General features: G+C 37.2%; 17 protein-coding genes and 1 riboswitch. Of the genes, 13 read left to right on the top strand and 4 right to left on the bottom strand.

The window, feature by feature from the left end; genetic code table 11:
- The first annotated feature begins 1 nt into the window (after nucleotide 1).
- From ACMGGO_RS16515 to ACMGGO_RS16465, 11 genes are all read left to right on the top strand, one after another.
- Nucleotides 2-589 (top strand): hypothetical protein, encoded by a 588-nt coding sequence (locus tag ACMGGO_RS16515; protein ID WP_374805588.1) that lies wholly within the window; start codon nucleotides 2-4, stop codon nucleotides 587-589.
- A gap of 300 nt (nucleotides 590-889) precedes the next feature.
- Entirely contained in the window at nucleotides 890-1,621 is a 732-nt protein-coding gene (locus tag ACMGGO_RS16510) for a pseudouridine synthase (RefSeq protein WP_004232209.1), read from the top strand.
- Nucleotides 1,622-1,938: 317 nt separating this feature from the next.
- Complete coding sequence (resA, locus tag ACMGGO_RS16505; RefSeq protein ID WP_004232210.1) at nucleotides 1,939-2,478, top strand: thiol-disulfide oxidoreductase ResA; 540 nt, start codon at nucleotides 1,939-1,941, stop codon at nucleotides 2,476-2,478.
- A gap of 6 nt (nucleotides 2,479-2,484) precedes the next feature.
- A complete protein-coding gene (gene resB / locus ACMGGO_RS16500; RefSeq protein ID WP_048391292.1) occupies nucleotides 2,485-4,161 on the top strand; it encodes a cytochrome c biogenesis protein ResB in 1,677 nt (558 codons plus the stop codon).
- Complete coding sequence (ccsB, locus tag ACMGGO_RS16495; protein WP_048391290.1) at nucleotides 4,158-5,339, top strand: c-type cytochrome biogenesis protein CcsB; 1,182 nt, start codon at nucleotides 4,158-4,160, stop codon at nucleotides 5,337-5,339. The genes resB and ccsB overlap by 4 nt, the downstream gene beginning before the upstream one ends.
- A 114-nt stretch (nucleotides 5,340-5,453) precedes the next feature.
- A complete protein-coding gene (locus tag ACMGGO_RS16490; protein ID WP_004232215.1) occupies nucleotides 5,454-6,170 on the top strand; it encodes a response regulator transcription factor in 717 nt (238 codons plus the stop codon).
- Nucleotides 6,163-7,938, top strand: coding sequence for an ATP-binding protein (locus tag ACMGGO_RS16485; RefSeq protein ID WP_066036607.1), 1,776 nt, complete (start codon nucleotides 6,163-6,165; stop codon nucleotides 7,936-7,938). Before ACMGGO_RS16490 ends, ACMGGO_RS16485 begins: the two co-directional genes overlap by 8 nt.
- Nucleotides 7,939-8,016: 78 nt before the next feature.
- Entirely contained in the window at nucleotides 8,017-8,550 is a 534-nt protein-coding gene (sigX, locus tag ACMGGO_RS16480; RefSeq protein ID WP_009370717.1) for an RNA polymerase sigma factor SigX, read from the top strand.
- Nucleotides 8,547-9,833 carry an RNA polymerase subunit sigma gene (locus tag ACMGGO_RS16475; protein ID WP_257961741.1) on the top strand — a complete coding sequence of 429 codons (1,287 nt, stop codon included), beginning with the start codon at nucleotides 8,547-8,549 and terminating at the stop codon, nucleotides 9,831-9,833. Before sigX ends, ACMGGO_RS16475 begins: the two co-directional genes overlap by 4 nt.
- 143 nt (nucleotides 9,834-9,976) lie before the next feature.
- A riboswitch (FMN riboswitch) is annotated at nucleotides 9,977-10,162 on the top strand.
- Nucleotides 10,163-10,380: 218 nt separating this feature from the next.
- Nucleotides 10,381-10,968 (top strand): ECF transporter S component, encoded by a 588-nt coding sequence (locus ACMGGO_RS16470; RefSeq protein WP_036080135.1) that lies wholly within the window; start codon nucleotides 10,381-10,383, stop codon nucleotides 10,966-10,968.
- A gap of 219 nt (nucleotides 10,969-11,187) precedes the next feature.
- Nucleotides 11,188-12,534 (top strand): sodium-dependent transporter, encoded by a 1,347-nt coding sequence (locus ACMGGO_RS16465; protein ID WP_066036662.1) that lies wholly within the window; start codon nucleotides 11,188-11,190, stop codon nucleotides 12,532-12,534.
- 569 nt (nucleotides 12,535-13,103) lie between these two features.
- On the opposite strand, the gene ACMGGO_RS16460 is transcribed toward ACMGGO_RS16465, so the two are convergent.
- From ACMGGO_RS16460 to ACMGGO_RS16445, 4 genes are read right to left on the bottom strand one after another with little or no spacing between them, the layout of a single operon-like run.
- Nucleotides 13,104-13,490, bottom strand: coding sequence for an STAS domain-containing protein (locus tag ACMGGO_RS16460; RefSeq protein WP_009370722.1), 387 nt, complete (start codon nucleotides 13,488-13,490; stop codon nucleotides 13,104-13,106).
- A gap of 38 nt (nucleotides 13,491-13,528) precedes the next feature.
- On the bottom strand, nucleotides 13,529-15,226 hold the full coding sequence (locus ACMGGO_RS16455) for a methyl-accepting chemotaxis protein (RefSeq protein WP_066036608.1): 1,698 nt from the start codon (nucleotides 15,224-15,226) through the stop codon (nucleotides 13,529-13,531).
- 27 nt (nucleotides 15,227-15,253) lie between these two features.
- Entirely contained in the window at nucleotides 15,254-15,673 is a 420-nt protein-coding gene (locus ACMGGO_RS16450) for an ATP-binding protein (RefSeq protein WP_279496436.1), read from the bottom strand.
- A 6-nt stretch (nucleotides 15,674-15,679) separates the two neighbouring features.
- Nucleotides 15,680-16,813, bottom strand: a complete 1,134-nt coding sequence (locus ACMGGO_RS16445; protein ID WP_048391278.1) for a response regulator — start codon at nucleotides 16,811-16,813, stop codon at nucleotides 15,680-15,682.
- 585 nt (nucleotides 16,814-17,398) lie between these two features.
- On the opposite strand from ACMGGO_RS16445, the gene glnA reads away from it, so the two are divergent.
- Both glnA and ACMGGO_RS16435 read left to right on the top strand, forming a co-directional pair.
- Nucleotides 17,399-18,733, top strand: coding sequence for a type I glutamate--ammonia ligase (gene glnA / locus ACMGGO_RS16440; RefSeq protein ID WP_048391277.1), 1,335 nt, complete (start codon nucleotides 17,399-17,401; stop codon nucleotides 18,731-18,733).
- A gap of 85 nt (nucleotides 18,734-18,818) precedes the next feature.
- Nucleotides 18,819-19,013 (top strand): hypothetical protein, encoded by a 195-nt coding sequence (locus ACMGGO_RS16435; RefSeq protein ID WP_048391275.1) that lies wholly within the window; start codon nucleotides 18,819-18,821, stop codon nucleotides 19,011-19,013.
- Nucleotides 19,014-19,406 lie beyond the last annotated feature (393 nt).

Here is a 19,406-nt window from a genome sequence, read left to right as displayed (position 1 = left end):
ATTGAGGAAAGCTTCAATGGAAAGTAATGGTAGGCAAATTCAATTTGGGCTAATCATTATCTTATTCTTATCAAGTTTAATTGTGCCTGTCATTCTTCTATATCCAATTCAAGAGATACTATATCGACCTAATGAATTTTATTATTTTGCACCTTATTTTAATGCTTATATTATCTTTATGGTCTCTTTATTTGTTATGGGCCTCGTACTACTAATCAATTATTTGATCATACCTAAAACGAAAAAAAGAAAGAATATAAAACGTGGTCTAGTATCTACTTCCTTATTAATTGCCTTAGGTTTCATCGCATTAAGCTTTAATACTTATAAATGGATAGATTCAAGAGGTATTCATATGAATCCATTTTTTAGTTTAAAAGTAAATTTTGTCGAGTGGGAAGAAATAGTGAAAGTTGAGCAGGTTAATCTAGAAAAAAGTGGTGTGACAAAGCCTGATCATCTGGTTTTTACATTTCAAGATGGTTCCACAATTGAGGAACCTTTGGCAGGCAACATGGTACTGGCTAAAAACTATATAGCCAATGAGTTAAAGCAGCGTGGCCTAACAATTGAAAATGTATACAAATAAAAGCTGCCGAATGGTAGCTTTTTTTGTGTCAAAATAAACATTTTACAATCGATTCGCATGATTATCAAATGAGTATACTGCTAGTAAACAAAACAAAATCTCAGTTCAAATGTTAAGAAATTAACGAACGAGAAATTAGTCGGAATACTTAATTAAAAAATGTGAAATTTGTTTTTCTTTAATAATGTCTAAAAGTATGACATAATTTTCACAGATTAGCGGGAAAAATAACCCTATTCATTGGATCGAAATCGAATGATGACGAACGTGTCAATGTGAAAGAAAACTAGAGGTGAAAAAATGGAAAGATTACAAAAGGTCATTGCCTATGCAGGCGTTGCGTCAAGGCGCAAGGCAGAGCAATTGATTTTAGAAGGTAAAGTTAAAGTAAATGGTGTAGTGGTTCGTGAGTTAGGAACAAAGGTATCTAATTCCGATACAATTGAAGTAGAAGGTGTAAAACTAGAAAAAGAAGATAAGGTATATTTCTTACTTTACAAACCACGTGGAACAATTTCTGCAGTTACAGATGATAAAGGACGCAAAACTGTCACAGATTTATTTCATCATATTCCGCAACGTATTTTCCCAGTTGGTCGTCTTGATTATGATACATCTGGATTATTGCTATTGACAAATGATGGAGAATTTTCCTATATGTTGACACATCCGAAATTTAAAATTGACAAAACATATATCGCTCGTGTCAAAGGAGTGCCAACAATTGAAGGGCTTAAAAAGCTTCAACGAGGGATCAAATTAGAGGATGGAAAGACAGCACCTGCTAAGGTAAGTATGACATCTTTCGATGAAAAAGCGGGCAAAGCTATTTGTGAAATTACGATTCATGAAGGGCGCAATCGCCAAGTTCGTCGTATGTTTGAAGCGATTGGAACACCCGTTGTTAAATTAAAACGCGAACGCTTTGCTTTTTTAGATTTATTTGGTCTTGCTCCAGGAGAATATCGTGAATTATCAAAGCATGAAGTAAAGCAACTACGTGTGTTAGCAGAAACAGGAAAGCTTGATTAATGCAATGTTGCCAGAAGAAAGTGTGGATACCAATAGAGGTATTTGGATGTTTACACTTTCTTTGTGGTGAAATCGTTCATAAATCATTCATAATTAATAGCTAAGTGTTTTTGTATCATTTTGCTATAATAGGTGAGAATAGTACACCTAGTAGCAGTTTGTTCAAAAAAGCTGTAACACATTTAATCCGGTATTGTTGACGTCAATGTGAAAGAAGCTTTTACATATTTATAGACGTATAGAGAATGAAAAAGTTCTATTTGTTTCTTCAATATGTAAAAGCAACGCAAGCCGTAATTGATAGGGGGTTTATTAACTTGGAGAAAAAGAAAAAACGTCTTGTACTGCGAACTGTCATTTTAGCTGTGTTAGCGTTGGCAATCGGGTACACAGTATATGGAACAGCAACAAAGGAAAAAGTAGAGTTAGTAGCAGTAGGCTCTGAGGCACCTGACTTCACGTTAGTAGATTTAAACGGTGAAAAACATAAATTGTCGGATTATAAAGGGCAAGGGGTATTTTTAAATTTCTGGGGAACTTGGTGTAAGCCTTGTGAGAAGGAAATGCCTGCAATGGACAATCAGTATCAAGAATTTAAAGATCACGGTGTACAAACATTAGCTGTCAATATTGCTCAAACAGATTTTGAAGTACAGAATTTTGTCGATCGATATGGGTTGTCATTTCCAGTAGTTATCGACAAAACAAAAAGTGTTATGACTGCTTATAATGTAGGACAATTACCTGCAACAGTGTTAATTGATCCAGAAGGCAAAGTGGCCAAAATTATTACAGGTGAAATGACGGAGAAAGATATTGCTTCGTACATGGAATTAGTGAAGCCAAATAAGGAGTAAATGACGATGGAAAAAATCATTTGTGCTTGTGGTCATAGTAATCCATACGGCACGAAGCTTTGTGAGAAATGTGGTCGTCCTTTAACCGAAGAAGAAAAACAAAATAAAGTTGTTGATATGCGCTATGATGGTATGGCCATTCGCTCCAAAACATATAACAAATCATTTGTTGATAAAATATGGAATTTCTTCTCAAGTGTTAAAGTTGGTATATCCTTAATTATTATCACATTAATTGCTGCTTCAGTCGGAACATTACTACCGCAAGAGTTTTACGTAAAAGCTTCTGATATGGAGAAGGGGGCTTATTACGCAGACGTATATGGTACATTCGGTAAAATTTATTATACGTTGGGGCTTTCGGATTTATATAGCTCATGGTGGTTCCAGATTTTAGTTGGTATGCTAGCAGTTTCAATTATAGTGGCAAGTCTTGACCGAGGCATTCCACTTTATAAATCATTAAAGAATCAACGTGTTAAAAGACATGAAAGCTTTATGAAGCGTCAGCGCATTGTTGCAGAAGGACAAGTGTCAGCGAGTGCGGAGGAAACGCTTGATAAAGTGGCTCAAAAAATGACTGAGATGAAGTATTCTGTTCGTCGAGATGGTAGCGCTCTCTTAGCTGAAAAAGGACGCTTTTCTCGTTACGGTCCGTACATAAACCATGTAGGTCTCATCATTTTTTTAGGTGGGGTCATGCTACGTCTAGTTCCAGGCTTCTATGTTGATGAATCGATATGGGTGCGTGAAGGTGAAACACGAGCTATCACTGGAATGGAAGGCTATTTCATTGAAAACCGTGACTTTATTTTAGAAACACATGATAATACACCTCAAGGTGAGCAAGTTAAACAGGGTGTGAATGTAGTGGCTAAAAACTTCCAGACCGATATTACACTTTACAAGCAACCTGAAGACGCATTGCCTGGGGATACGGAAAATCTAGAAAAAGTAAAAGACTATTCAATTCGTGTAAACCATCCTTTAAAAGAAGATGGCTTTGCTCTTTACCAGATGGATTATCGTCTAAATGAATTAAAACAGATGAACTTTGAATTAATTAATAAGACGACAGAGAAATCTTTAGGTAAGGTAGAGATTGATTTAACAAATCCTAAAAAAGAATATGATTTAGGGAATGGTTCATCCGTTCAAATTCTTGTCTATACACCTGATTTTGATGGATTTGAAAATGGAGAACCTCAGACTAAAACGTCTATTCCAAATAATCCTGCATTTTTATTTAAAATGACTACACCAGAAACTCCTGAAGGAGAAGTAAGCTTTGTTGAAATTATGCAGCCTCCTTTAGAACCACTGGGTGAAAATAAATACAGAATGAAATTTGCTAGTGCAGAGATGCGTGATATGTCAGGTATTACGGTGCGAAAAGATAGTACCATCCCTATTCTGTTTGTTGGTGGGGTCATCTTTATGATCGGTGTTGCCATTGGCTCTTACTGGAATCATCGTCGTTTATGGCTTCAAGTAGAACCAGACGGCCGTGTGTTAATGGCTGCCCATGTCAACAAAAATATGTTCAGCATGAAAAAGGATTTAGATGCTGTTACAACATTTGCTGCATTGCCTCCGTATAAAGATCAGTTAGAGAAAGATGAGGCTGACGAAGAGCCCACTAATGGTGGCATTAAAGAAAAGGAAGGTGACAACACCTTATGAGTTTGATTGACTTAAGTGGAAACTTACTATTTGTAGCGTTTATTGCTTATCTAGTTGCGACATTATTATTTGGTGGTTCAATTAAGCAAGGTAATGCTACGGGTAAAAATACTGGCAAATGGGGCAAGCTTGCCATTGTGGTTACTATTATTGGTTTCCTATCACAGCTTGGCTATTTTATTACGCGTTGGATTTATACAGGACATGCGCCAGTAAGTAATATGTTCGAATTTACAACTGCCTTTGGTATGTTCATTGTCGGCGCGTTTATCCTAATTTATTTTATTTATCGTTTGACTGCACTTGGATTAGTGGCACTGCCTGTTGCGCTTTTGATTATTGCTTATGCAGCAATGTTCCCGAAAGAAGTAAGTCCATTAGTGCCTTCATTACAAAGTCATTGGTTAACAATTCACGTTATTACAGCAGCATTAGGGCAATCTATTTTAGCCATTAGTGCTGTGGCAGGACTTATTTACTTATTAAAAGTAGTAGATTTAACAAAGCCCTCTAAACAACGTTTTTGGTTAGAAGCTGTCATGTACTGTCTTGTAGTAGTTGTTGGATTTGTCGCGGTAACATCTACATTTAGTGCTATGGATTATGAGTCTAGCTATAATTATGTGGATAAAGAAGGAACTACTCGTAAAATTATTTACAATTTACCTCCAGTATTCGGTATGAATGAATATGAAGTGATAGAAGAACATGGCATGTCGCCATTAGTAGAAATGCCAGCGTTAATTAATGCTAAAAAATTAACAACCGTTGTTTGGTCATTATTGGTAGGATCTGTGTTGTATTTATTAATTCGTTTAATTGCTCGCCGTCGAATTAGTGCCATTTTCCAACCACTTGTTAAACGTGTCAATTTACAATTACTTGATGAAATTGGTTATCGTTCAGTGCTGATTGGTTTCCCTGTATTCTCCCTTGGTGCTTTAATCTTTGCGATGATTTGGGCACAAATTGCTTGGAGTCGTTTCTGGGGTTGGGATCCAAAAGAAGTATGGGCTCTTATTACATGGTTATTCTATGCAGCATTCCTGCATTTACGTCTATCAAAAGGCTGGGAAGGTCGAAAATCTGCTTGGTTAGCACTAATTGGTTTTGGGATTATTTTATTCAACCTAATTGCTGTTAACTTAATTCTTGCAGGTTTACACTCCTACGCGTAACCTGTGAAGCAACAAGCCTTTTCGCTGTAGCGAAGAGGCTTTCTTTTCTTTTCAATATGTGTCACACCATGTACAATAGAAGTTAGAGAAAGATGGAAGAGAGGGATCGTGAAAGTGTCAGAAAATATTTCAGTATTAGTAGTAGATGACGAGGATCGTATTCGCCGCTTATTAAAAATGTATCTTGAGCGAGAAGGATACCTTGTTGACGAGGCCGAAAATGGAGAACAAGCGATCGAGAAATCTTTAGAAAAAGAGTATCACTGTATTTTACTTGATATTATGATGCCTGAAAAAGATGGGCTAGAAGTGTGTGCAGAAATTCGAGAGCGCGCAGCAACACCAATTATTTTATTAACTGCCAAAGGCGAAGAAGCGAACCGTGTACAAGGCTTTGAGCTTGGTGCAGATGACTATATCGTAAAACCATTTAGTCCTCGTGAGGTTGTGTTACGTGTGAAGGCTATTTTACGTCGTTCACAGGCTTTCTCACCAACGACTAATGCATCTTCTTCAAAAGATTTAGTGGTGTTCCAACACTTAATGATTGACCATGATGCACATCGTGTGACTGCAGAAGGCATTGAGGTTAATTTAACACCGAAAGAGTATGAATTGCTGTACTTTTTAGCGAAATCGCCAGACAAAGTATTTGACCGTGAACAACTACTAAAAGAGGTATGGCATTATGACTTCTTTGGTGATTTACGCACAGTAGACACACATGTAAAACGTTTACGTGAAAAGCTCAACCGAGTTTCTGAAAACGCTGCTAAAATGATTGTGACGGTTTGGGGCGTTGGATACAAATTTGAGGTTGTCAATGAATAGAATATGGAATAGTGTTGTCGGGAAGCTATGGGTAACCATATTGCTTCTCGTTTCATTTGTATTATTTGTTTTCACGGTATTAATGCTTGAATTTCTTCAAAATTACCATATGCAGCAAGCAGAAATTTCATTGCGACAAACAGCAGCAACGGTAGCAAGTATAGTAGATGACAATGAAACAGCCGAATCTACCTCTGAATTATTAAAAGATATTTTACCTACAGGAACCAATGCATTGATCGCTATCAGTCATGTTGAAGTGTCCTTTGCGATGCAAGAGGGTGTCAACAAAAAAGAAATACAAGATACTATATTAGCCAATAAATCTTTTCATGAAGTGTTTCAATCAGATGAGCCGATTATTAAAGAAATGATGATGCCTTCTTCAACTGATCAAGAAAAGATGGAATCTTATGTCGTACTTGGTTTTCCCCTAAATGTTGAAAATGCAGTACATGGAGCTGTCTTCATCTACCAAAGCCCAGATGCGCTACATAAAACGTCTAAGGAAACTACGAAAATTGTCTTTTTAGCAGCCTTCATAGCATTTGTGTTGACGACATTCTTCGCATTCTTCCTTTCTTCACGTATAACTTCGCCATTAAGAAAAATGCGTGAATTAGCTTTTGAAATTGCAAAAGGGAATTTTGAAGCGAAAATGCCTACTACCCAAAATGACGAAATTGGTCAGCTTGCCGTTGCCTTCAACCAAATGGGCCGTCAATTAAAGCATAATTTAGAGGTTATCAATCAAGAAAACGAACAGCTTTCTAATATTTTGACATCTATGACAGATGCAGTGATTACGTTTAATAGAGATCGTACAATATTATTAAGTAATCCACCAGCCGAACGTCTGATGCAAAAATGGTTTGTCAACAAAGGCTCCCAAAGTGCTAAACCAATTCCACCTGAGCTGTATCATATGCTTGATCATGCACTGATGTTTGAGGATAAACTAGAAGAGGAAATTGAAATGGATGGCAGCTATTATACATTTACCATTAGTCCTCTTTATAGTGGGGAAATGATACGTGGTGCTGTCGCTGTTATTCGTGATATGACTGAACAGCATCGCTTAGAAAAACTAAGATCGGATTTTATTGCGAATGTCTCTCATGAGCTTCGGACACCGATTGCCATGCTTCAAGGTTACTCAGAAGCATTAATGGATGACGATTTTATTCAGGATCAGGAAGAGCGAAATGAGATTACCAAAATTATTTATGATGAATCGAAGCGAATGGGTCGCCTTGTGACAGATTTATTAGATTTGGCACGTATGGAATCAGGGCATATGACGCTTTATAAAGATGAATTACCAATTAATTCTACTTTTGAACGTATTACACAAAAATTTGCACAGGTAGCAAAAGAAAAGCACGTTCGTCTGCTGTTTGAGAGTGAATTTAATGACGAGGCCATGATTAATATAGATGAGGATCGCATTGAACAAGTGCTTACAAATTTAGTTGACAATGCCCTGAGACATACAGATGAAGGGTCTGTGACTGTAAAAGTAGAGCAGGAGCCGACATTTGCTAAAATATCTGTTCAAGATACAGGACATGGCATTCCTCAAGAGGACTTACCCTATGTCTTTGAACGTTTTTATAAAGCAGATAAGGCACGTACTCGTTCCAAGGGTGGAACTGGTCTCGGCTTAGCCATTGCTAGAAATATTGTGAAGGCACACTCAGGTAATATTATGGTAGACAGTGTGTTGAAAGAGGGTACGACCTTCACGTTTTATTTACCGTTCGATTAATAACAAGTATTGCTATTAATTGGCTGTAACTTCTATGAATGTAAGACGACAAATATTATAGAACGGGGGTGGAGTGCTTTGAATGACTCCGTGTTCCATCGACTATACGATGCATATCACCAAGACGTGTTTCAGTTTTTAATATATTTAGTAAAAAACCGTACACTTGCCGAAGATTTAGCACATGAAGTTTATGTACGAGTGTTGCGCTCATACGATCAATTTGCAGGCAATAGTAGTGAGAAAACTTGGCTATTTGCTATTGCTAAAAATGTAGCAATTGATCATTTTAGAAAGCAAGCTGTACGTCAAAAGCATTCACATGATTTCTTTGACTGGGAAACGGAACAGCTCCATTCAACCACGCCATCACCGGAAGATATGCTACAGGCCAGTGATGAATTTATGCAGGTAGAATCAGCACTTGAAAACTGTACAGGAGACCAAAAAATGGTCATTATTATGCGCTATTTTCAAGATTTATCGATTGCAGAAACAGCGCAAATACTAGATTGGACAGAAGCTAAGGTAAAAACGACCCAGCATCGAGCCATTAAATTTTTAAGGCAACAGCTACAGCCGATTAGAGAACAGGAGGCGAAACGGCAATGACGCATAAGCCATTTGATGATGAACAGCTTGAACATGTCTTGAACAATGCCCCTAAGCTTTCTGACCGCCGTTCAAAAGAAGAAATATTAAATCGGTTAATGGCAGATGCTCGCTTGCAGGATAATAGTCACCTACAAGAAGCGATACAACAACCTATAGAGAATGAAGAAGCACAACAAGAAAGTAAATCTTTAATACAAGATGAACGACCATCACGATTTAAGTTCCGAAAAATGCCGATTTTTACGAGTGTAGCAGCAGTTTTCGCGATAACGGTACTCGTTGGCTTCATGTTCATGAATAATGACGCTAGCCAAAAAGATCTAGCTAGTACGCCAGAAACGGCTAATTACTCTACGTTACAGGAAGATCGTTCTGCTAAAGAGGCAGCTACCCAGGATGAGGCACTTCAATCCAGTATTGTATCGGAGCATGAGCGTATGTTATCTTTACGGTCGTCTGTCTATGAGGAAGATGTGAAAGATGCTGTCGTTTTCCGTATTGGTTTGGCAGGACGCGATGCAGAAAGTGTTCCAATGACATATGTGATACCAAATGAGCGTGTAGCAACTGATTTTGGAACTGAAAAGCCTTCTACCCTACAGATGTATGAAAAATATGCTCCTCAAATAGATGAAGAAGCCAAAGGGTTTACGGATTATCATCCTTTTAAAGGTGAACTGAAGGAGAAGGAAGACAAGCTTGTCCACGTATTACCAAAGGACAATGACTATGATGTTGCATCAGCTACCGTTAATGAGTACAAAGGGACTTTAGAGGATACCTTCTCGGATTCTGAATATACGGAAGTTGAGATTCAAAATGAAGATGGCACACCTTATGAGTTTTCTCAGGAGGGTGAGCCAAGTCAAGCTATGTCATTAACAAACGCCAAGCATTTTAATTATTATTTATACCAAGATGGTAGTGGGGCAGAATATCTGTCACCAGATTTCCGTCAAACATTTGCTAATGTTACAGAGGCACTTACACTAATGAAAAACAAAAATGATGATGTTTATGTAACAGTGGTTCCTGAAAATGTAACATATACCGTGAAAGAGGAAGCAGAAGGTGTAGTCGTAACATTCGATATTCCCTTAGATTTAGCATCGATGGAGCCAATTCGCGCTACCCAATTGATTGAAGCTATGATGTTAACTGCTGCTAGCTTTGACCAACAATTACGCTTGGATAATGTGGTCCAAGAAAGCTGGGAAGGATTCGATTTAAAAACGTATTTGCCAAAGCCTGTGGGGCCAAATAAACAATATATGCCTTAGTCAAAATCAAAAATGGAGCATTCCTGTAACATGGAATGCTCCATTTTTACAATACTTACAAATCTAATCGGAATTTTTTAAGCAGAACTATTTACTTTTTCTTAATAATTAATTATAGTAAGGTTGTAGTATAAAATAATATGATTCATCTTCGGGGCAGGGTGAAAATCCCGACCGGCGGTAATAGAGTGGTGAACCGTTAATGTTTCCATTAACTCGAATGGTTTATGCTTCGCTCTTCAGCCCGCGACCTGTGCAAATTTATTTGCATGGCTGACTTGGTGTGATTCCGAGGCCGACAGTTAAAGTCTGGATGGGAGAAGATGGAGGTACGATCGTCATTCATTGTTATGAAATAAACTATGACCGAGCGCTTTTTTTGTATGGCTTTTTAAACAGTGCTCAAAAATAGTTTAAATTGACGCCTATTCGTCATGCCTTTCTCCCTTGTGCTCTTTATGCATAAGGGTTTTTTTCGTGCTAACAATTGAAAGATCGTCACCTTTCTTCTTGCGAGATTGAATCAGCAAAGAGGAGAGAGTTTTCTATGAAGAAAAATGTTAAACTTCAATCGTTTATTACGATTGGCATGCTGAGCAGTATTTCGTTTTTATTAATGCTTTTTAATTTCCCAATTCCACCATTCCCAGCATTCTTGGAAGTCGACTTTAGTGATATGCCTGCATTAATAGCAGCCATCACAATGGGGCCTGTAGCTGGTATTTTAGTAGAATTATTTAAAAATGTATTGGATTGGATTTTCTCTGGAACGCCAACAGGTGTGCCAGTAGGTCATATTGCCAACTTTGCAACAGGTATTTTATTTATTTTGCCTGTAAGCCTTATTTTTAATCGCTTTAAAACAATTGCTGGTCTTGTTGGAGGTTTAGCGACTGGAACAGTCGTAATGGCAGTAGGGATGAGTATTTTAAACTACGCAGTATTTTTACCGATGTACACATACTTCTTAGGAATGGAACCTGTTGTAGGTGACTCACTTTATAAAATGATTATCGCTGGGATTTTACCATTTAACATTGTGAAAGGTATTTTATTAACGGCTATTATGGCGTTTTTATTTACAACTATGCGCAAGTGGATCGACCGCCAGCGTTCTATCTATATAACAAAATAATTTTTACTAACCTCGGGTGAACATACCTGAGGTTTTTTGTTGGAAGGAATGATGGATAGGGAAAGGTGTGAAGAATAGAAAGGCAAAACTAACGGATAAATATAGAAAAAAGTAATGGGGTAAAAAAGCTAACTAGTACTTTATAATTATAACCTAGTCGAAAGCTATATTTTCATGTAAAATAGAGAAGAGTTTAGAATGTTTGAGGAGTTTGAAGAGATGAGTGGAAAAAAAGGACAATGGTCTAGTAAATTAGGTTTTATTTTAGCATCAGCTGGTGCGGCGATCGGACTAGGGGCAATTTGGAAACTTCCCTATGTAACAGGACAAAGTGGTGGAGGAGCATTTTTCCTTATCTTTGTGTTATTTACCTTGTTAATAGGACTACCGATGTTATTGTCCGAGTATGTTTTAGGACGTGGTACACAATCCGAGGCTGTAACAGCGTATAAAAAAATTGCTCCAACTAAGCCAGGCTGGGCTTGGATTGGTCGAATGGGCGTGCTAGGCTGTTTTTTATTATTAACTTTTTATAGCGTAGTTGGAGGTTGGATCTTTATTTATAGCGGGCTAGGTGTAGCTGGCGCGGTAATTGATCCAGCAGTAGATCCAACTGAATTATTTGGAAAAATTATAGGCACGCCTTGGATTACGCTAGTTGGTCTAGTGTTGTTTACATTAGCCAACGTACTTGTGATTTCATTAGGTGTACAAAATGGGATTGAAAAGGCCAATAAATGGATGATGCCGTTACTTTTCATAATGTTCATTGTCCTTGTTGTGCGTGCAGTTACATTAGATGGGGCAATGGAAGGGGTAAAATTCTTCTTATGGCCTGATTTCTCGAATATTACGGGTAAGGCATTATTAGAAGCCCTAGGGCAATCGTTCTTTGGGTTAGCAGTAGGCTTTTCTTGTTTAGTTACATATAGCTCTTATCTAAAAAAAGATGTCAGTCTTCCGAATTCAGCGGGTTCTGTAGTGCTGTTAACTGTGCTTGTTTCATTTTTAGCAGGTTTAGCGATTTTCCCTGTTGTGTTCGCCTTTGATTTAGAGCCAGCAGCGGGTCCAGGTTTGCTATTTATGGTGCTACCAACAGCATTTAGTCAAATGCCATTTGGTGAAGTGTTTTTAGCCATGTTTTTATTGCTATTTTTATTTGCTACATTAACGTCATCATTTAGTTTATATGAGATTATCGTCGCGGCATTTATGGAGCATAGTCAGAAATCCCGTCCAATGTGGACACTTTTACTTGGTATAGTCGTATTTATTGCAGCTATTCCAGCAGCACTTTCTTCGAGTGTTTTATCGGATATAATGATTTTTGAGAAAAGTATCTTTGATGCAACCGATTTTTTAGTGTCGAATATCATGCTTCCGCTAGGGAATTTATTCATTGCTATTTTTATTGCCTATGTAGTGGATAAAGATTTTGTGAAGAGAGAATTGCTAACGGGTAGTCAAATGGGACAAGGCTATTATTCGACATATCGTATGTTAATGCTAGTTGTTGTACCGATTATCATTCTAGTTGTGTTTGTTAATATGCTACTGCAGTATTAAAGAAAAGGTATATTCTGCCATAGGAAAAATACCTTCTCTTAGTGTTAAAAACATAACAGCCAATAGAAAGGTAGAAATGGATTTCTATTGAAGGCTACTTGCTTTCCTGTGGGCGAGTGCTAGCAGCTTCCTCCGTGTAGGGGCTCACCTGTCTCGTTAACCCACGGGAGTCAAGAAGCCTTCCACACCAACCCAAAAAATCTCAATCTTTTTAGTAAAGGTTTTCAAATAAAGTAAAGGAGTTCATTACTCTTTATGAAGAGGTGTTGTCACTCAGCACTTCACCGCATTGAAAATAAGAGCCTATCCCCTCTAAGAATCCAGATAATGGGTGATTTGATCACTATGCTACTATGAGGTAAAGACACTTTGGAGAATGGTTGATAGCGTCACTCCTATGGGATTTAGCGGCTCATCGGACGCCCCCCTGGAAAGGACGCTGGCGGAACGGAAATCAACCTCTCGCCTTGCAAAGTTGCTATTTCTACCGTTGACTTCTTCTTTTTTTAACAACATAAAAAGGTGTATTCCGTCTAATAGGAATACACCTTTTATTATGATTATAGAGATTAATAATCGTTAAGTGATAGCTCACCTAGCCAATCTTCTTTAATAATCTTCCTTGCTTGTTCTTCACTTTCGGCAATAGGGAATACTTTATCAACCTGTGAAATAGCGAATAAGTTGCGAATGAAATCATCGACGACAATAATGGCGATTTTCTTATCTTTTACAGACACCTTCTTAGCAAAATTAACGATCATACCGAATCCAGTACTATCAATATTTGTTACCCTTTGCATATCGATAATGTATCCGTGTTTTGTGTCTAAGCTAAGTGTTTGCAGCTCTGACTTTATTTCTTCAATCATCCCGTATTCTAAATCGCCTGTAAACGCAATCACAATATAATCAGCCTTTGTGTCAATATTCATTGCAATTTTCTTCTGATTCATCCTATAGCGCCTCCATTTTTCTTTTCTTGTTTGGGGATTTATTCAAACTTAAATTTATTCACTTCATTTTGTAATTTATCAGCAATTGATGATAACTCATCTGAGCTTTGTGTAATTTCGGCAACAGTCGCATATTGCTCTTCTGAGGTTGCGGCAATCTCTTCTGTAGCTGCTGCAGCGTCCTCGATGATGCGAGAAATATCTTGAATGGCTTGTTGCACATCTAGGGAGTTGTCGTTAACATGTGTAAATGCCACTTTCATTTGTTCGACACCTTCTTCAGTTTCGACAACTTTCTCCACGATTTCTTTTAAGGCACTTCCGCCTTTATTGATGATCGTTACTTGCTCCTCGACAGCTAGTAAATTACTTTCCATTGTTCGTACGGTCACAGATGTTTCCGCTTGGATATCATTAATAAGATTAGTAATTTGTCCAGCTGCTAAACTTGACTGTTCAGCTAATTGACGAACCTCTGATGCAACGACAGCAAAACCTTTCCCTTGATCACCTGCTCGTGCTGCCTCGATGGCCGCATTTAGTGCTAACAGATTCGTTTGTTCTGCGATGCCAGTGATAACGGTAATAATACCACCAATTTCTTCAGAGCGCTTGCCTAATTTTTGGATAGAATCTGTTGCATAAGACACTGTTTTCGTAACATCACTTAGATGCATAATCGCTTCATTGATGGCTTCTTCTCCTTTACGTGCGATATGAGTGGATTCGATAGCGCTATTTAAAGTGATTTCAGCTTTTTGTAAGCTCTTTGATACTTCCTCAAGCGTTTTTTGCATCATTGAAACTATTCGTTCAGCCTGATCAGATTGAGTGGTAGTACCAACGGCGATTTCATTCATTGTTAGTGCGATCTGATTAGATGCTTCACTTGTTTGATGTGATGATTCTGCCAAAGTGTGTGATGACTTTGCAATTTGATGTGCACTACCAGCCACAATTTTTATCGTCTCTGTTAAATGATTTTTCATACTACTAAATGCGCGTGCTAATTCAGCGATTTCATCTTTGCCTTTAGGGTTTAACAGTTTAACATTTAAATTTAGTTCTGCTAGTTCCTTGGCATTGGTACTTAGAATGTTAATAGGATTAACAATTTGCTTTTGTAAGAACCAACTAATTCCTCCAATCATTACAATGGCGATCACTAAGGAAATCGCTACATTCTCCAGTGCTGATTTTGTGGCAATGCTTATATAAGGAGCGGTAGGGACAGCGGTTGCCCATACACCGATAACCTCGCCTTGACTATTTACAATCGGATCATAGGCTGCTTGATGCAAACTTCCTAAGACATTGGCAGAACCGATAAAGCGCTTTTTTTCTTTTAGTACAACAGTAGCAACCTCGTCAGAAACCTTTGTATTTAAAGCGCGTTCACCATTATCCACTATATTGGTACTTATACGCGTATCGTTTTGAAAGATGGATACAGCATTCCCGTTTGTGAGTTCTCCAACTTTATCAGCTACCTCAAAGTTTTCTACCATATTGATATCGCCCTTATAGAGTTGGTTGTTTTTAATGGACCATTCACCAGGATATTTAGCGTCTAAATATTCATAGCTCAACTGTATATCTGATAAAAGCTTTGTATCAGCACTTTCTAATAGATTGTTCTTGGCAACAAAAAAATTGACTCCTGCTAAAAGGGAAGTAAGTAAAATAATACAACCAAATATAAGCAGATTCATTTTCTTTCGTATAGATAACTTCATTAAAACGCCCCCAATTTTACGTTTACTTTATAGATGAATCTTTTTGGAAATACCAACTAAAAATTTTGTTTCAGAAATATTTTCGAACCAAATATGGTCGACCATATTTTTGACAAAAAATAAACCGCGTCCACGATCAGCATAATCAAATTTGTCTAAATCGAATTGAAGAACTTTGTCCCAGTCCTTTTCGTCAATGCCTTTTGCTTCGTCAGTGACTGTTATTTTTATCTCTTCGTTTGATTGAGTTACTTGTATTTGAATCTTCTTTTGAGCGGGTGTATTAATTTTTCTCATAGCCTCTACGGCATTGATGACTAGTTCATGAACAACAAATCTTAACTCTCGTTTATAAGGTAGATTATATAACTCTGTATAATTCTCCATTACTTGATCAATAAAGGCTATAGCTTGTGTATCAGGATTTACATTGAGTGTGAATTCCATCTTCAATCACCTACCCTTTAATGTAATTGTTATTGAAACGACTGTGATGTCATCGCTGTAATCATTATCAAATAAATTGTACTTTTGAGAAAACTTTTGTAGTGCATAGCTGTTATCCTGTGAAGCATAGGCGTAGAAAAAGTCCATATCAATTGAGTTTTGCTCGTTCAATGTTAATAATCCATCCGTATAAAGAATAATACGATGCCAGCCTGATAAAGGTATTGTTTTTTTATTTATTTGAATAGTAGGGAATAGTCCGAGGATAGGCGTATTCGCTGGGAGGAAGACTGTTTCTCCAAATTTTCCAAATAAAAAACCAGAAGGGTGAGCCGCATTCACATAGTGCAAAGTGCCGTTTTTTGTATCTAGAAGTATGTAGATTGCTGTCATTAAAAAACGGTCCATATCCTCATCAGAAAATAGCTCGTAAATTTGGCGGTTAAGTTCTTGGATTACGGCTACTGGATCAATTAACTTAGTAATCATTCCTTTTAATAATGATCTGATGGACATAGTAACGAGTGATGCAGCTATGCCATGCCCCATTGCATCGTACAGAAGAATGGCGGTTAAATGGTCATTAATCTTAAACCAGCAGTACATGTCACCTCCTAGTGTATTGGATGTTACGTAAAGACCATCAACCTGTATTTGCTCAAGATTTAATGGAGGAGATAGTGCGTTCTTTTGGAATTTTTTTGCAACAAATAAATCTTTTTGAATCATACTTTCTTGCTGCTTTCGAAGCTTGGCTTCCCTCTGATATTTTAAGGCTACTTGAATTCGAGTCTTAAAATGAGTAAAATCAAACGGCTTTAAAATAAAGTCGAAAATGCCTGCTTCAAAAACCCTATCGATTGTTATGTTTTTTTCGTAGGTAGTAGATAGAAGGATAGGGACATCTATCCAATTTTTAAGTACATGAATGTGCTGACAAATTTCCTCGCAATTGCTGAGTGTCATTTTCGTGTCAAGTACGATTAATTCCAGCTCATCTTTCAAAGCTGAATCTACTAAATAGTTCATTGCTGCTTCCGTTGTTGAAAAGCAATAAATATTGGGGATGCTGATACGATGAAAATATTTTTGCAGACGTAGCACATCATTACTTACGCTGCCAATAATTAATACTGACATGCCTACTTAATTCACCGCCTTATGTATCTATAACTAAATATTTCCTGGAAGCCAACATAATGATTTCTAACCATAATTATATACTCCGTATTTACTGATAATATGAATAAATTAAAATTCTAATTTGCTATAAATTTACCAATAAATATCGCATTATACAAGGCTTTTGTGATATAAAGTAAAACTTAATCAATAGGATTTTTGACATCTTGGTTCTTGGATAGGGTTCACGGGTTATCTTTTTAACGATGTTCTTGATATATCTACAATTGATGCATGGGGAAATAGTGAATACTTCGTCTCTAGTCATGATACTAGACTGTTCATTTTTAGAGTGACGAAGAATTTTTGTAAGACTAAAGGCCTTTTGTAGAAAGTAGTAATTTTGCCCTTTTTTAAAGATGAAAGATCGCTATTTGAGATGGAAATGTGGTAAGAAAAATTAATCTAAAATAAGGATTAATATATTCGATAAAAAGCATGTCATAAAACCTTACATACATATTGCTTATTCTTCAAATTTAATGTATTTTTAGAGCAGTTATAAAAAACGTGTTAATTAAAATTACATTGGAGTGGTGAAGAATGAAACATTATACCAAAGAAGATATTATACGCCGAGTGAAGGAAGAAAATGTGAAATTTATTCGCCTACAATTTACAGATATCTTAGGGACAATCAAAAATGTGGAAGTTCCTGTCAGTCAATTAGAAAAAGCGCTAGATAATAAAGTTATGTTTGACGGCTCTTCAATCGAAGGTTTTGTGCGTATTGAAGAATCAGATATGTATTTAAAGCCAGATATCAATACCTTTGTGATTTTTCCTTGGACTGCTGAAAAGGGGAAAGTAGCTCGCTTTATATGTGATATTGCAAGACCAGATGGTACACCGTTTGAAGGAGATCCACGCTCCAATTTAAAACGAGTATTGAAGGAAATGGAGGAGCTGGGCTTTACGTCGTTTAATTTAGGGCCAGAGCCTGAATTTTTCCTATTCAAGTTGGATGAAAAAGGGCATCCGACACTGGAATTAAATGATAGTGGAGGCTATTTTGATTTAGCGCCAACTGATTTGGGAGAGAACTGTCGTCGTGATATTGTTTTAGAGCTAGAGGGGATGGGCTTTGAAATTGAAGCGTCTCATCATGAAGTAGCACCAGGCCAGCATGAAATCGACTTTAAGTATGCGAGTGCTATTGAGGCATGTGACAATATCCAAACATTTAAACTGGTGGTAAAAACCATTGCTGCACAGCATGGTCTCCACGCAACATTTATGCCAAAGCCACTATTTGGGGTCAATGGCTCAGGAATGCATTTTAATCTCTCCTTATTTGAAGGTGATAAAAATGCCTTCTATGATGAACATGCAGACTTGCAATTAAGCGCAACCGCACGTAGCTTTATGGCAGGAATTATGAAGCATGTGCATGGTTTTACAGCTATCACGAATCCACTTGTCAATTCCTATAAACGATTAGTACCTGGCTATGAAGCCCCTTGCTATGTAGCATGGTCTGCTCAAAACCGTTCACCATTAATTCGCATTCCAGCAGCACGTGGATTATCTACACGAATTGAATTGCGTTCAGTTGATCCAGCAGCAAACCCTTATTTAGCAATGGCTGTAATTCTAGCATCTGGGCTGGATGGTATACGAAAAGATTTAACACCACCAGCTGCGGTAGATCGTAATATTTATAAAATGACAGCAGCAGATCGGGAGTTGAACGGGATTGATAGTTTACCATCCTCATTAGAATTTGCGCTAATTGAATTAGAAATGGATACCATTGTTCGTGATGCATTGGGTGACCATATTTATGATAAATTTACAGCTGCCAAAGAAATTGAATGGAATAAATATCGCACACGTGTCCATAACTGGGAGCGTGAGGAATATTTAACGATGTACTAAAGGTGTTGGGGCTTTTTTAGCTCCAACTTTTTTATGTGACATGTACTTCTTTTTGCTCTATCATAAGATTAAAGGAGTGTGAACGATGACACAGATAACTCAAGTTGTGACAATTCAAAACAATGATATTGTGCAATTTGAACTTGATATTAACCGTGCTTTAGTAGATTTAAAAGGCTTTTTCATACTTGATATCAAATACAATACGCTCTTTATTGGAGAACAGACGGTCATCCATTCTGCTTTAATTATTTATCAGCAAAACAATTACACTATTTAACAAGAGGGGTCATGTCGATGAGACGTGACTTTTTTTAATAAAAGATAAACTCGATTGTTGTGAAAGGTTAATGGTAATCGGGTTTATTCTTCCTTGGATTGTCATAAATTAATTCATCTGGATCATGGATCATCATTTTTCTCCCTAACCAGTACAGTTTCAAAGTAATGAACATCCACAACTTCATTATGTCTTATAATAACTTCTTTAATAATCTTAATGAAATAGCTTGTTATCCTACCGAATTAGCGTGCTTCAAAGTTTTCTACTGCCATTTTACTACTTGATGGAAAGATCTATTTTTTTATCCAAGGCACCTTGTTATTTTACAAAAAATACCTCCTCTCTTATATTTACAGTGGGTAAATGAAAATCGATAGTTGTCGGAAATTT

Source organism: Lysinibacillus sp. BNK-21, from assembly GCF_048684915.1.
In the GTDB taxonomy this organism is placed as follows: Bacteria; Bacillota; Bacilli; order Bacillales_A; family Planococcaceae; genus Lysinibacillus; species Lysinibacillus capsici.
The sequence above is the reverse complement of the archived record's forward strand: the minus strand, read 5'-3'. Positions and strand labels throughout refer to the sequence as shown.